Genomic DNA, 15,410 nt, shown 5'->3' with positions numbered 1-15,410 from the left:
TTATATAAAATAATTCCCATGCCATCAACTTAAAAATTCAAAATAAGCGGGCTCCATAACGTTAAAGCAAATATCCAATCCGGGTCACCATTTCCTTGATGATTTTGAACAGATTCATACACTTTCCCTTAATGTTCTACTTTGTCACCCTTTGTATATGCCTTCTTTGGATCCCATTTCTCATAAGATGCATTTTGTTGTTTTTACCAAAAGAGTGTTACTTTGAATTGATGTATTTCCAGCTGCATCTACAGCCTTCACTGTATATTTATATTCCTTATTAGCTGTTAAGTTTTGATCAGTAAATGTTATCCCTTGTACCGTTTGAATCCATTGTCCATCACGTAATACCTGATATTCTTTTATACCTACATTATTTGTAGAAGGATTCCATTTTAGCTCTGCACTATTAGAAGTAATGTTGCTTGCATATATTCCTTGTGGCTGTGTGGGAGCTTCTGTATCTGGTTTCGGATTAACAATTTTATCTACTTTTTTCAATCCCTCTTTTGTAACCTCATACACCGCTTTATTCCCAAAACTTTCATGAATGTTTTTTCATATTTGTAATAGTGGCCCTATTCGCACCTTCTAAATGTGTGAGCTCAATAAAATCACCTACTTTTACCGCGAATTTTACTTGCTCAGCATTATGTTGCTTATTTCCATAAATTCCTTTGTTATATACCACTTTACCTGATGTATTTTGCACTTTAATACCTGCATATGTACTATCAAAGTAGTTATGTGGTACACATGCTTTTAAATAAATTTGCATTTCTTCTGTTGATTTATTTAAATTTACTTTCGCAAATTCAAAATCTCCAATCCCTTTCAGCGATCATGCAAACTGGCTTCCTTCTAAAATATTCGAAGAATTCGGTGTATCTGGTTTAATTTGATTAGAATCTGTACTTTTCCAATTTTCAGCCATTAAATTTTGTTTTGATGCTTTAATCATAAATAATTGTTTTTTCGTTTCTGTCACCTTTTCATAATATCCCTCCGCTATATTTCTAGATACTTACATATTCATATTATCTATTTACACATATTTACACAATTTAACATAAATATACTCATTTATATAAGGAAATGGATACATTTCAATTCAATTAAAAAGAAGAATAATCAAATGAATGTATGAGAAAAAACAGATTTTAATACATTAAAAAAAAAAAACACATAAAATATATAAAAATGACGAAATATTAACACACTATGTTCTCATACAAAAACTCCTAGACAGTTATAACTAATCACCTAAGCTCAGATATAACAGTACTTTAAAAAAACGTCATCCTAATTGGGATCACCATATCATTTTGATGAATTTGTACGCTAAGAAATTTATAAATGAAGAAATCATTTATATAAAATTAAACAAATGTTTGTTTAATTATTTTAGTTATGAATCAATTTGTGAGATATGAGTATGGTTGTTTGAGTTGCAGGGTTCAATTGTCTGCTTAGTTAATTTCTCATTTATTATATAAATCTTATATAGCAAAGAAAAAAGCATCCGCTATAGATGCTTCCTCTAAAAATTTATAATATGTGATTTTAAATATTCTATTCTTTTTTGGCCATGGATTGTCCATCTTTTTCTAGAATATCCGCATCAACAAATCACAAAAATTTAGGTTGTACCATAGGTACCATCTTACCGTTAATAAGATAATAGTAGGTTGATAGTGCTTCCATATGAAAATTTTTTCCTTTTTCATACCGATCACACACTTTTTTTAGAGTAATAGCATCAGTATGTCCAAGATGTAGAGATTTTTTGCAATTCCCCTAACATTTTTCGCACCAGAACTTTTAATTATACATTAATATTTAATTTTCTTTTATAGATAAAATAAATCCCTAATAACCCCAAAAACAGATGAACATTCCTATATATTCATAATATTTACATTTTTTTAAAAACAATCTCATTATACTACCGAAAAATGAAAAAATTTATCTATATATAGTCAAAATGTATCTAGTTTTCTATTTAAGATATAAGCTTTTTAGCCAAACTAGATTATTAGAATCGACACTTTTGTGTACATTTATATTACTTATATTTTACCATTAATTACCAAATTACAAAAATGGTATATATTTATTCATTTTAGCTCGTTTTTACGTAGTTTATGAGAAGAAATATATTATTTTTGAATGAATATTATTATATTTACCTCTAAGTTTTTTCATTTTTTGTATGTTGTTATCCTACTAAGTAAGATTAATTATTATGTGAAAAATTTAACATTAACTAAAGCTAATAAGGAAATTCATACTTTAATAACAGTGTCGGGAGTTACGGCGATAATTCTTTAAAATACATATTTCGTACTCTTGCAAAAACAGCTGTAGCATTAACTATGATAATTCCCACATCCCTAGCCATTAGTCATCCGTTTGCATACGCTCAAGAAAATATAGCTGAGTCCCAACAACAAGTAGCGCCATTTTGGAATAAAAACAGAGATTATCCAGGTAAATCTTACGTTACATATGAAGGGAAGGTTTATCATACTTTATATTGGGTAAATGCAGGTACATTACCTACCCAACAATTTAACGGATGGGAATTATATACTGGTTCAGAATATATACCCGACAATAGCGATCCAAATGATTTATTTGGTGAAGGAATAACTTGGCCAAGCCATGTTTTTGCACCATATGTAGATACTGGAATGAATCCTCAAAATCTATTAAAATATGCACAAAAAACAAATACTAGCTTTTTTACTCTTTCATTTATAGTGGCTGATAAAAATGGAAATCCAGTATGGGGAGGAAGTCATGCCCCAATTGGAGATGGTAACTTAGATGATCAAATTAAACAAATTAGAAAAATAGGTGGAGATGTTAAGGTATCCTTTGGTGGAGCAAATGCTGGTAATATCCCTGGATTAGGTGCAGATCTTGCTGCCGCTATCACAGATGTGAATAAATTAAAAGATGCCTATAAGAGTGTAATTAACACATTACATTTAACACACATGGATTTTGATATTGAAGGAGCCTTAGTTGCTCACCCAGAATCTATCGAAAGAAGATCAAAAGCAATTGCGTTATTACAAAAGGAATTAAAAGCCGAGGGTAAAGATGTAAAGATTGACTATACCTTACCAGTAATGCCTTATGGTCTAACTAATGATGGTATAAATGTGATCCAAAGCGCTATAAAACATGATGTAGATTTAAATTCTATTAATATTATGACTATGGATTACGGACAACAAAACCAATTTATATAAAAATACTATTAAAGATTCTGACATTTGGAAAATGATTGCTGTTACACCTATGATAGGAAAGAACGATACTCAAAATGAAACTTTCACATTAAATAATGTAAAAGAATTGTTCCAATTTGCTAAAGAAAAAGGTATTGGGGAAATTAGTATGTGGTCAGTGTCTCGTGATAAAAAGACTACTGAAAGTTGGCGAATCGTTCAGGCAACTGGAGATGCCTCTGGATTATCCGATGTAGACGATGGTGCCTTTTCTAAACTATTTTCTGCTTTTAATAGTAGTACTGAAATTGACGTAATAGCTCCAATAGCGCCTTCTAACCTACGCTCTGTTAGTCAAGCAACAACAACATCTGTTGAGTTACAGTGGGAAGCTTCTACAGATAACGTTGGTTTGAAAGAATATGAAGTTTATCGTGATGGAAAAAAAGTAGGAACAACAAAAACAACACGTTATGAAGATACGGGGTTACAAGCTCATACAAAATATAATTTTACAATTAAAGCTGTCGATGCAGCAGGAAATAATCAAAAAGTAGCAATGAAGTTTCAGTTACCACAAAGGAAGAGAATCCAGAACAAGCAGCTCCAGCAGGATTACAAGCATCAGAAACTACTACAAACAGTGTTCATTTAATATGGGAAAAATCCACAAGTAATGGTGGTATAAAAGAGCATGAGATTTATCGTAACGGTACCAAAATAGGTACAAGTACTTCAACTCATTATACAGATGAGAATTTACTGGCTAGTACAGAATATAGGTATATGGTGAAAGCTATAGATACTCAAGGAAAAGTTTCAGTTGCGAGTAATGAAGTTAAAATCACAACAAAAGATAACCCATCTTCTGAGTATAAGGTATGGAATTCGTGTGCTGCCTATAAAAAAGGAGACAAAGTAGAACATCAAGGTAAAATCTATGAAGCAATTCAAAATTATCAAGGTTATGGTGATCCAAATTGGATTTTCTCATTAGCTTTATGGAAAGTAATTAAATAAACCGTAATACTATTAAATAAAGGACATCTTTCTTTTCAGATTGATGTCTTTTATGACTATAGAATAATAATTTACAAATCTATTCTTTCTCACAACTAAAGAATTGTTATAATAATCATTACAATAACTAGCCCTAAACTCAATATATACTACAGATGGTTCTGCTACAAAGTTTTCTCAACAAAATTAAACTGGAAGAAAAATGGCTTTTATAATCATACAAAACACTGTACCATCAAACATTTCAATAATCTCATTGAACAGGACCATAGACATATTAAGCGACATTTTGTTAAATCCGCAGGATTTCAAAATCTTCGTCATGCTTCTCGTACCATAAAAGGAATCGAAACCATTCATGCTTTATATAAACAGAGGCGAAGTCTTCAGAAAGACTCCGCCTTTTCAACAAATAAGGAACTTCACCAATTACTAGCTACTTCCTAAACATTGTTCCTCATTTAGCAACTTTTTTATGTTTTTTAAACTTTGCAACAGAACCCTTGCTAGTAACTTTTCATATTGATTATTCCTTTCTTCATGATGTAATACTTAATAGAAAACCTAAGCAATAAGGTTATTCCACATTTACAAAAAAAATAATTAACTATAAGATGAAATAAGCTACATAAGGGAGGGCTATATGTTACATACAAAAAGATGGAGATTTTTTGCAGTTCTTTCTATTGTAGGTTTGATTTTACTACTTTTATTAAAAATCAAATTCATTTCAATTACTATCGCAACTTTTTCAGCCGAAAGAGGAAAAATTTTCGATCAAAATGGTATAATACTAGCTACAAATAAGAAAGTTAAGTCTCTATATTGCACTTCTAATGATGAAAGCCTATCGAATCATGATGCATCAAATACATTGGCTTTTTTCAATCAATTTTCAAGCGAGTTTCAACATGACATTTCTACAGAGGACATAAAATCTCAATTACAACAATCTTGTAAAAAGCAGACTATGAATGATATACCGTTATACTCTGACATAACTGAGAATGAACTTGCATTCATAAACAAAAACAAACCCAATAATGTAATAATCAAAGATAAAGTTATTCGATATTATCCTAAGCGTGGAATTGGTTCACAAGTAATTGGGTATGTAGAAAATGCCCTTAATGTACCCGTTGGAAAAAGCGGGATTGAGCTACAATATGAAAATGATTTAAAAGGAACACCCGGAAAGACTCTTATTTTTAAAGTGAATAATAAAAAGTTCTTATGGAACATGCAAAAAGTACAAAAAGGAAAAGATATCCGGCTAGCTTTAGACTCTGAGTTGCAGCAAAAAACAGAGGAATCATTAAGATCTCAAATCAAGAAAATAACTGATGTTAATGCTGGTTATGTTGTGGTAACCGATGTGAAAACTGGCGCAATTTTAACTATGGCCAACTCAGCAGTGTTTGATCCAAATACATTATATGAACAAGTATCATCTAAAAAAGAAAACATCAAATCACTTTCGCAAAATAAAGCAATTCAAAAATTAAAGTATGGTGAATCTTATGTAAATATGGCCTCAACTATAAAGCCACTTACTATTTTAATTGGATTAAACGAAAAGCTTTTTCAACCTGAAGATACTTATTTAGATAAAGGTACTTTTCAATATGATAATCAAAATAACATTACGAATGCACCTGGAACGCCAACAGGTGAGATTACACCGAGGCAGGCTATTATTAATTCATCTAACACATTTATGACAGCAAAAGTAGCTATACCCTTATTCAACCAAAATAATGGGAATATAGAAAAAGTTGCACATATATGGACAGAGTATTTAAAGCAATTCGGCCTTCGTTCTAAAACTGGGATTGATTTACCCTTTGAAGAAGACGGACAATATGAATTTCATCCAACAAACAAGTTTGAAAATGGTATCTCCGCCTTATTAAATGCCTCTTGGGGAGGAAATGAAGTACACACCCCTCTTCAAATTGCTCAATATGCAGCAACTTTGGCAAGTAAAGGTGATAAATATAAACCTCAAATCGTAAGTGCTATTATTGATCAAAATGGTAAGGAAACAAAAAAGTTTAAACCCATTTTAGAAAGTTCAAATCGTTACCCGATGAACTTTTGGAGTGTCGTGCAAGGTGGAATGAGTCAAAATATAGAGGAAATTAAAAAGTTGCCCTTTGACGTCGCAGGTAAAACAGGTATTACAGGTTTTCCAAATGAGCAAGAAAGAATGATAAATCATTCTCTTTTCATTGCATATGCTCCTACCGAAGATCCACAAATTGCCGTTTCTGTCGTTATTCCTGGTAGTAATTCAGAAAAAAACATTGCTGCTCTCATCACATCAGAAATTTTAGAGTCTTGGCATACACTTCAAAAAGAAAATAATAACAAAGAGGAAGGTTCATTAAAGTGAACCTTCCTCTTTTACCATATAGATTCTATATTCGTTATTTTCCATATACTTTCATGATTCTTTTCGAACATGAAAGCATATTTAATATCACTTAAAACATACTTTTTTTGTACATATCCAGTAGTATCACCGTTAATAGTCGATATTTTTATATATCCATCATTTTGAACTTTTTCCGGGATCCAAGCTTTTACCATTTCATTAGATACTTCATTTAAAACTTTTGATTCTCGTTTTGGTTCAGCTAAAATTTTCGTTTTGTTTCCAGTAACAGTTGCATATATAAAGTATTCTTGCATTGATTGATTAATTTCTGTCGATCCACTTGGCACTTTGTAAACTTTCTTCTTATCATTCACAAATTCTCCCCCCATTGTAAGGGCGACTTGCAACTCATGAAAAATATCTTCATCAAACTTTAATTCATCCTTTTTATAGCTCTTCCCTTTAAATAGAACTTCATCATTTAACGCTCTATACAAATCATTTTCATTTTTTGAATTTGTGATTTGAGATAAATCATTCATAAATTGTTTTAATGATGGATCTTGAGCAGATTCATCATTTGTTTTCAGCTTAATTTGAGTACTACTTTCTACCGGTGATTTATTATCGTCAGGCCAAGGTTGTTGAACAATAAAAAATAACATTGTACAAACCAACACAACTACAACAGGCAATGCTTTTTTACGAAATGATCTCTTATTTGTTACAGAATCTACTTCACTATTTTGATATATAGATTGCTTTATTTTATAAATAAATTCTTCTTGATCTTTCCGATGCTCCATTGGGCCTTTTTTCAATTTACTATACCAGTCAGGATTTTTTTTACTGTTCATCACTTCTACCCTCCCCTATTAGTTTTGAAACTTTACTTCTCGCTCGGCTTAATCTAGATTTGACTGTTCCAATGGATACACCTAATGTTTCAGCCATTTCTTCATAAGATAATTCATATTTCGCGTCCAATATTAGTATTTCACGGTGTTTTTTAGGTAGTTTTAATACAACATCCCACACTTCATTTAGTTCCTCTTGCTTAAAAAACTCTTGTTCTGCCGAGGAAGACTGCTTGTCGTCACTAAAAAAACCCACTAAAGATATTCTTTTAAAATAAGAGGATTTCAAATAGTTTATTGCCGTATTTCTTGTGATTTTTAATATCCACGTTTTAATAGATGACTCCTTTCGAAACGAATGCCAATGTTTCAAAACTTTTATAAAGACATCTTGCGTGATGTCATCTGATAAGTGTGGATCTTTTGTAATAATAAATGAATAATTCCATACATCTTGCCAATAATCTTCAATAACATAGTCAAGCTCATTATGATTAAATTTTCCCATAAACTTCTGTTCCATTTTCACACCTCAAACTTATTTGAATAAACATAAAACTGCCCTCACTTCTAATATGGTTTCAATATATAGACATGACACAAGTTTCATTTGTTCCCTTGTTTATTTTTTTATATTACCATTGTAATTAACTCCAATGGACAGTATAAAGGCTAATTTAATTAAAGACAAAAAAATCATTGAAATAGGTTGATGCGTTATGATTTCCCTTCGCTCTCTTCCCCACTCACTTTTTCGAGATAAATGGTTTATGATTGCATAGAAAGATAAAAAAAGACGCTACCATCTGATAAGTATCTTTTTTACATTATTGATATATCGCTTGTTTATATATCCCCTCACCTTTTTATCTATAGTTTACTTCGTTTTATCCAGTTCCTTCTAAAAAACTAAAATTGTGATAAAAGAAACGTATGTAGATTTCCTGCACAAATAAAAAGCCACCGAAAGGTGGCAAAATTTTTACATATCCTTTGTTTGATCCGTTAATTTCACATTTTTTATTAACATTTCCTTTCATCATCTCTAAAACAGAGCTATATGCTTAGTGCCAAGGTCGAACAAACTATATAAGTGGATGGTCCATTCTACTCATTCGCCATATTTATGGACAAAAGTTTAAATTTATGGGAAATTGTACAAACTATTTATACGCTATTCTTAATTAGGAGGGATTCTTTATGTTTGGCCTAGGCAAAAAAAGAACTCCATTTGGTGAGTATTTAGATCACAGAGGAATTAAACAACAATGGCTAGTACAAAAAACTGGATTAAGTAAATCTCTGATAAGTAATTTAGCAAATAAAAAGGATCGTATTCCCACTTTAACATCTGCAACTAAGATCATTAGAATATTAAAAAAATCTGATAAGCATATTGATTATAAAGATTTTTGGAATATTGATATTTAAAACCTCTAGAATATGCTGTGCATCCTATTGTTGTTAATGAAATTGTGTAGATTACTAAAAACATAGGTTTTTTCCTTTATAACTATTGATTATTTAACACTTAAAATACCAAGATTGCATTTATTAAATAGGATATAAATCTCTATTAAGCTCTGTTCATATCCCCACTTAAAATAATTAATGATTACATCCCACTTCATTTTTGACAAATCTATTCTTTAAAGAAAAATATATAAATGCTCGATTAGAAGATACTATATTAGTCAAAACAACTGTCAGTCTCCAAGGTCGTCCAATTAAAAATAACTTCACTAAATTAATAGCTGATAATAAAAAGATAAAAGTGTATAAATTGCTTAAAAAACTGTTCTTATCGTTTCTGCACGCTAGATTCTTTGATAACCTCTATGGATGGTTCTTGTGAAAACGGCCTTGTTTTTGCAGGCGCAAGAGTAAATGAAGTCGAGGGAATTTTGCCCGTCAACACAATTATTAACAATATAATGCTGGAATATAAAGCATGTATTTAAGGTAGAATCCATGTATAGTTCTTTATTGAACTACTCACCACTTAACGTCCTTACGGACTTTTTGAAGCGGGATATTCCTGCGAACACCGAGGTATCCACCGGTTATCTTAGCAGGCTCCATCCGTAGTCCCTACGGTGAGAACATAAATATCTTATACGTTAACGCACCACCCTCCCTACTTTAGCTTGGTTTTCGCAACTTCGGCAAACATGGGGCGATAGAACGTTGAAGATTTTACGGTTGCAACGTTTTTCTGCAACCAACCTCATATCTTCAGTTTTCGAAGAGCAATCTGTACAAGTAAATGGTAGCAAACATGTTGGCTTATGCCAACCGACATTCATCTCCCACCTAAAATTGGTGTTTCACACCTTCATATTTTTGGGTAAGGAGTCTTCTGTCGGAAAACGATAAATATTTAATGTTGTAAATTCTTATTTTCCTGACGATACACCAACTAATAATTATACTCCAGGGATTATTTGAACTGCACCCCAATTGTTAGACACAGTCTAACAATTGGAGGTGCAGTTTTTCTATGGCTAAATTTACAGCTGATGAAAAAATACAAATCGTTCTACGTTATTTGAACGGAAATGAAAGTTATCGAGAACTGGGTAGATCGCTCGGTATAAGTGACACAATCATTTTGAATTGGGTAAACCAATATAAACAGAATGGTCTGGAAGCTTTTCTAAAACGATGTACAAATTACACACAACAATTTAAACTAGACGTACTAAACTTTATGATTGAAAACGGTATGTCCTTATTTGAGACGGCAGCTATCTTTAATATTCCTGCCCCTTCAACGATTTCTGTTTGGAAAAAACAGCTCGAAACACAAGGAATTGATGCCCTTCAATCTAAGAAAAAGGGGCGTCCATCCATGAAAAAAGATTCAAATAAACAATTAAAACAACCTTTAGCTGAAGGGTCAGTCGAAGCACTTGAAGCACGCATTAAACAGCTTGAGATGGAAAATGAGTACTTAAAAAAGTTAAATGCCTTAGTTCAAAACAAGGAAAAATCACAAAACAAGACAAAGCGCAAGTAGTCTATGAATTAAGGCATAAATATTCGGTCAAGGCACTCGTGGAGCTAGCTACTATTCCTCGAAGCACGTATTATGATTTAGTAAAGAAAATGAATCGTCCAGATGTAGATGCCGATTTGAAAGCTGAGATTAAAGCGATTTATGAGGAAAATGAAGGTCGTTATGGTTACCGTCGCATTCGTGATGAATTAACGAATCGTGGCCAGAAAGTGAACCACAAGAAGGTTCAGCGCATTATGAAAGAGCTTGGGTTAAAGTGTGTTGTGCGTATGAAGAAATATAAATCCTATAAAGGAAAAGTCGGTAGAATTGCACCTAATATTTTAGAGCGTAATTTTCATACAGATGCACCGAATCAAAAGTGGGTAACAGACATCACCGAGTTTAAATTGTTTGGAGAAGAACTGTATGTATCACCTGTATTAGATTTGTATAATGATGAAATTATTACCTATACAATTGGTTCTAGACCGACGTATTCGCTTGTTTCAGACATGTTAGAGAAAGCATTGGAACGTTTACCCGAAACCCACCAGCTACTGATGCATTCGGATCAAGGATGGCATTATCAAATGAGACAGTACGTCCGGACACTTGAATCAAGAGCTATCGTCCAGAGTATGTCTCGAAAAGGAAACTGTTACGACAACGCAGTAATAGAAAATTTCTTTGGGATTATGAAGTCGGAGTTCCTCTACATAAAAGAATTTGAAAATGTAGAGCACTTTAAAATAGAATTAGAAAAATATATAGATTATTATAATACGAAACGGATTAAGGCAAAATTAAAAATGAGCCCGGTACAATACCGGACTCACTTTTATCAAGCTGCCTAATGAAATAACCGTGTCTAACTTTTAGGGGTCACTTCACTACAGTATTTGTAGGTGTTCTTTTTTTATTTATAATTGGATAATTTCTCTTATTTCTTCTATAGGTAACTTCGTGAATTTCGCAATATCCTCTACAGACATTCCGTTTTTATACATACCACATACCAATTGTATTCGTTCGGCTTTTTTTCCTTCTTCAATACCCTTTTCAATACCTTTTTTGATTCCTTGCTCCTCTGCGTGAGCAAACTTTGCAGCTTCATCCATTAGGGTTTTTTCCCTCGCTTCATAGGCTTGTCGGAAAGTCGAATCTTGACTCATTCGCTCCCACTTATTCATTGCTTTTTGTAAAATCGGATCTTGATTCATCGCAATATCCTCCAATGTTTGAGTTAAGTGTTCATCTTCATTTGCCGGTAGTAATAACAGCCAACGAACAAATGAATCTTCCCACGGATTAACTTTCTCTTCCCGCCATTGTTCCATTAATTTTGGAAGCTCTATAACATGAATCTCTATATCATCACTAAATTGCTTTTGCTGTTGTATATTCCATAGCTTTCCCGTTGTATGAAATTCCTCATATTCGGGGAAAAGTACGAAGTTTAACAAATTAATAGTGATTGTTTTACGAAGAGAGCTGTACGGCATCCCTTTTTGCAACTGTGAAGTATATAATTTACCCCAGTAATACAAACTTCGTTTAATCATGTCGTGATTATTATTCAACTGAATTTCTACGTTTACTTTAGTACCCGTGTCTAGTGTGGCTGAGACATCTAAAATTGATAATTTATCATCCTCGTGTTCTCGATGTAAATGTGGATCCTCTAATTGTAGTGACATAATAGGTGATTCTAATGAATCCTTTAGCATGGCATTTAAAAATGTGATAAGAATATCCTCACTACCACTTGTCCCAAATAATTGCTTAAAAGCAAAATCAATTCGTAAATTTACTAATGACTTGGTCATGACTTTCCTCTTCCTGTCTAAGAAACTCTCTTTCCTTTATTGTACATAAAAATTCGGTAATCATGCAAATAGGAAATTTTCTTGAACTACTCACCACACTCCCTACTTTAGCTTGGTTTTCGCAACTTCGGCAGATTCTATAAGTAACCCTACTCCTATTAACGAAGAACAAAGAACAAATACCAATACAAGATACCTTTCACTGGATATGTTATTTCAGCAGATGATAATTATTTAGTTGTAGCTGACACTAACACAAAAGAGGAGGCACTCTCTTATCAAAATAATTGGTGGGAATTAGCCTCTCAAAATAAAATCTTACGTGTCCCTATTACTAGCAAAGATAACTACAGCGTAGGTGAAAAACTAATCCAAAAATTGGCTGCATCTATGCCGATTTCTTCTCCATACACTTCTGTTTTCAAGCGTATCCGTATTTTAGATTCAACTGCACTTCAACTCCCGGATGTATTTTCATCTGTTTATCCAGGTACAGGGAGACAACATGATTGGACCTGCGGTTCTCTGTGTGTCCCAACTGTGGCAGCGAATGATTTATGTATTCGAGATTTAGGTTATTTTCATTTGAAAGACCTTCAATATATACAAGATAAAAAGGCTTACTATATCTCTCCTATTAAGTCAAATACACGTATTTATCAAAAAAATTCCACCCCTGATTATTTTCAAGATGGAAGAATTAAAAAGGGACAAAGTATATACAGATAGATATGGAGGTCTTAATGAGCTCTCATCAACCAGGACAAACATGTAAAATATTCGATGCTTTTGTAGGAATGACTGATAAAGTACCAACTCGCTTGATTGTTCATTAGCTAACAAAAGAGCAACAACAAAAACGATTACAAGATCAAACTGTAAGAGAAAAAAGGGATGAAGTATTCTCCTCGTAGTAAACGACTCAGTGGTATCAATATATATATGACAAACACCCCTACGGATATTGTCCCAATGGGACAAGTATATGATTAGTATTCTTTACGTTGGCAAATCGAAACTTTATTTAAAACGTGGAAGTCATTCTTTCACATTCATCATTGTAAAAAGATAAAACGAGAACGATTGGAATACCAATTATATGGACAATTGATTGCCATTTTACTCTGTTCCTCTATTATGTTTCAAATACGGAATTTACTTCTCACAAAGAAGAAACAAGAGCTGAGTAAATATAAATCCATATATATGATTAAATATTATTTTTCACTTCTGTTTCGATACATACAAAACATACTAAGATTAGTAGTGCAGACCAAGGCATTGGTTCGCACTACTATTTTTTATATAGTAGAAGTGAAGAGAAGGTCGTGGGTGTCTTAGGATCCTGAATCCGTATACAAAACTGATCTTCTTCACTTACCTTATTTGAATCAGTTTTTAGTATATTGGTCTTCGAGATCGTGTATAAGAAATGAGAATCGATAAGTGTAAGTTGAAGGCTTCAATTCCACCTAAGGAGGAACTTTATGAAACACGTAATTGCGTTTGACATCAGTATGGGTAAAAGTTATATGGGAATTTATAATGCACAGAAACAATGTGTATTTGAAAGTGAAATCAAGCATTCCAAACCTGAATTCAAAAAGCTACAAGAAAAGATTCATGAGCTTACAGATAAGACCGGTAAATTGCCTAAAATCGTATTCGAAGCAACAGGTATCTATTCCAGGCAGTTAGAACGATTTATGCAAGATAATCAGTATACATATTGTTTATTAAACCCATTAGAAGCCAAGCTACAATGTGATTCCTTACGGATTCATAAGACCGATCGGAGCGACGCACACCGATTAGCTCTCACTCATTTTACAGCTACCCGAAGGGTATTTACCGGAACTGATAATTTATTCTACCAGCTAAAATCGCTTTCTAGATTATATAGTGAACTGGATAGTGAATTATCGATAATTCGTGGTCGTATGCATAAAGTAATCCAATTAACATTTCCTGAGTTGGAGAGAATGTTTACCAGTAAATCTGATTTGTTTTTAAATTTTGTTCAACTATTCCCCCACCCAGATTGTATTTTAGGTCTTTCAAAAACCATTATAAAAAATCGTATTCGTGCCAACACCAATAAAAAATTATCAAATATTACAGCGGAGAAAAAAGCGATTCAAATACTGGAAATAGCGAAAACTTCCTATCCTGCTGTTTCTCAGAACGATGTTCTATGTGATCAACTCAAATTATACGCAAGACGCTATCAAGAGCTTCTTTACCAAAAAGAATGCTGTATTAACAAGATGGTATATAGAGCCAAGCAACGTGCAGAATACAATATCATTCTCAGTCTTCCTGGGATTGGACCGAATACTGCAGTACGCTTGATGGCTGAAATAGGAGATATTACTCGCTTTAACAATAACAAGCAACTTAATGTATTTGCTGGTATTGATATACGCCGTTTTCAATCAGGTAAAACCTTTTTTAAAGATAAAATCAATAAACGTGGAAATAAACATTTGCGGAAGCTCCTTTTCCTCATCATTCAGAACATGATTAAACAACGACGTTACCAACAAAATCACATTGTTGAGTATTACGATAAATTAAAAACGCAACCCTATAACAAATGTCATAAAGTTGCGTCCATTGTATGTGTAAACAAGTTCTTGAAGCTCCTCTTTCAACTTATTACACATGATATAAACTATGATTATCGGTTAACGGCCTAATATCATAGTTTCATTCATCATATCATATCTCACCCCTAGTAAAAAAACGAGTATATATTAGGGATCTTTGGTATGCATGATAATAAGTATTTGTTCCTCCTGATATTTACTCCAGTAAAAACCTAAAAATACAGGTTGACTAATCGTCAGAAAAGACACCCAAGAATTATCAAAGATTCTTCTTCGTCTGTTTAACCTCCTACAGCGAAACGGACGAAAATTGCATCGATACGAAAAGAAAACATTCTTTGATATATTAGGTGTCATATATAATTGTACTATGTTGGACAATCTAGCGGCCTAATAAAAAAATGAAATCCGTTAGGGTTTATTTGATATGCATAATTTCCAATGATCTATACTAGTTTTTTAGAAAAAGATGAAGAGT

7 protein-coding genes and 8 pseudogenes are annotated in these 15,410 nt (G+C 32.6%); 10 read left to right on the top strand and 5 right to left on the bottom strand.

Going from position 1 to position 15,410, the window contains the following annotated elements:
- Nucleotides 1-29: 29 nt before the first annotated feature.
- Both AC241_RS30750 and AC241_RS34520 read right to left on the bottom strand, forming a co-directional pair.
- Nucleotides 30-982 (bottom strand): annotated as a pseudogene (locus AC241_RS30750) (putative mucin/carbohydrate-binding domain-containing protein); the annotation flags it as partial.
- A gap of 640 nt (nt 983-1,622) precedes the next feature.
- A pseudogene (locus AC241_RS34520) lies at nt 1,623-1,727 on the bottom strand (IS6 family transposase); the annotation flags it as partial.
- A 648-nt stretch (nt 1,728-2,375) separates the two neighbouring features.
- Here AC241_RS34520 and AC241_RS35950 point away from each other — a divergent pair.
- The 3 genes and pseudogenes from AC241_RS35950 to AC241_RS30740 all read left to right on the top strand — a co-directional run bounded on the left by AC241_RS35950 (nt 2,376) and on the right by AC241_RS30740 (nt 6,654).
- Nucleotides 2,376-4,259 (top strand): annotated as a pseudogene (locus tag AC241_RS35950) (fibronectin type III domain-containing protein).
- A 195-nt stretch (nt 4,260-4,454) separates the two neighbouring features.
- Nucleotides 4,455-4,706 (top strand): annotated as a pseudogene (locus AC241_RS34015) (DDE-type integrase/transposase/recombinase); the annotation flags it as partial.
- 196 nt (nt 4,707-4,902) lie between these two features.
- Entirely contained in the window at nt 4,903-6,654 is a 1,752-nt protein-coding gene (locus tag AC241_RS30740) for a peptidoglycan D,D-transpeptidase FtsI family protein (RefSeq protein ID WP_050845554.1), read from the top strand.
- Between the two features lie 11 nt (nt 6,655-6,665).
- On the opposite strand, the gene AC241_RS30735 is transcribed toward AC241_RS30740, so the two are convergent.
- Both AC241_RS30735 and AC241_RS30730 read right to left on the bottom strand, forming a co-directional pair.
- Entirely contained in the window at nt 6,666-7,496 is an 831-nt protein-coding gene (locus tag AC241_RS30735; protein WP_050845553.1) for a hypothetical protein, read from the bottom strand.
- Entirely contained in the window at nt 7,486-8,019 is a 534-nt protein-coding gene (locus AC241_RS30730; protein WP_050845552.1) for an RNA polymerase sigma factor, read from the bottom strand. Before AC241_RS30730 ends, AC241_RS30735 begins: the two co-directional genes overlap by 11 nt.
- Nucleotides 8,020-8,696: 677 nt before the next feature.
- On the opposite strand from AC241_RS30730, the gene AC241_RS30725 reads away from it, so the two are divergent.
- The 3 genes and pseudogenes from AC241_RS30725 (at nt 8,697) to AC241_RS34000 (ending at nt 11,351) form a co-directional block, all read left to right on the top strand.
- Nucleotides 8,697-8,927, top strand: coding sequence for a helix-turn-helix domain-containing protein (locus AC241_RS30725; protein WP_050845551.1), 231 nt, complete (start codon nt 8,697-8,699; stop codon nt 8,925-8,927).
- A 211-nt stretch (nt 8,928-9,138) separates the two neighbouring features.
- Nucleotides 9,139-9,457: pseudogene (locus AC241_RS35515) on the top strand (nitronate monooxygenase); the annotation flags it as partial.
- Between the two features lie 539 nt (nt 9,458-9,996).
- Nucleotides 9,997-11,351 (top strand): IS3 family transposase gene (locus AC241_RS34000; protein ID WP_155417072.1). Its coding sequence is split into 2 segments (ribosomal slippage): nt 9,997-10,450 and nt 10,450-11,351, totalling 1,356 coding nucleotides; the frame shifts between segments, so codons are not numbered across the junction.
- Nucleotides 11,352-11,417: 66 nt separating this feature from the next.
- On the opposite strand, the gene AC241_RS30710 is transcribed toward AC241_RS34000, so the two are convergent.
- Nucleotides 11,418-12,323, bottom strand: a complete 906-nt coding sequence (locus tag AC241_RS30710; RefSeq protein WP_050845550.1) for an Rpn family recombination-promoting nuclease/putative transposase — start codon at nt 12,321-12,323, stop codon at nt 11,418-11,420.
- A gap of 112 nt (nt 12,324-12,435) precedes the next feature.
- Between AC241_RS30710 and AC241_RS35945 the strand changes: the two are divergent.
- From AC241_RS35945 to AC241_RS34510, 4 genes and pseudogenes are all read left to right on the top strand, one after another.
- Nucleotides 12,436-12,692, top strand: a pseudogene (locus AC241_RS35945) (DUF3221 domain-containing protein); the annotation flags it as partial.
- Nucleotides 12,690-13,571 (top strand): annotated as a pseudogene (locus AC241_RS33995) (IS4 family transposase); the annotation flags it as partial. The pseudogenes AC241_RS35945 and AC241_RS33995, both read left to right, overlap by 3 nt.
- Before the next feature lie 239 nt (nt 13,572-13,810).
- The gene (locus AC241_RS30695; protein WP_050845549.1) at nt 13,811-15,022 is read left to right on the top strand and encodes an IS110 family RNA-guided transposase; all 1,212 of its coding nucleotides are present in this window, start codon (nt 13,811-13,813) and stop codon (nt 15,020-15,022) included.
- Between the two features lie 145 nt (nt 15,023-15,167).
- Nucleotides 15,168-15,326, top strand: a pseudogene (locus AC241_RS34510) (IS4 family transposase); the annotation flags it as partial.
- Nucleotides 15,327-15,410: the final 84 nt, after the last annotated feature.

Source organism: Bacillus thuringiensis (assembly GCF_001182785.1).
In the GTDB taxonomy this organism is placed as follows: Bacteria; Bacillota; Bacilli; order Bacillales; family Bacillaceae_G; genus Bacillus_A; species Bacillus_A thuringiensis_S.
Note: the sequence above shows the minus strand (reverse complement) of the source record. Positions and strands in the feature narration are given on the sequence as shown.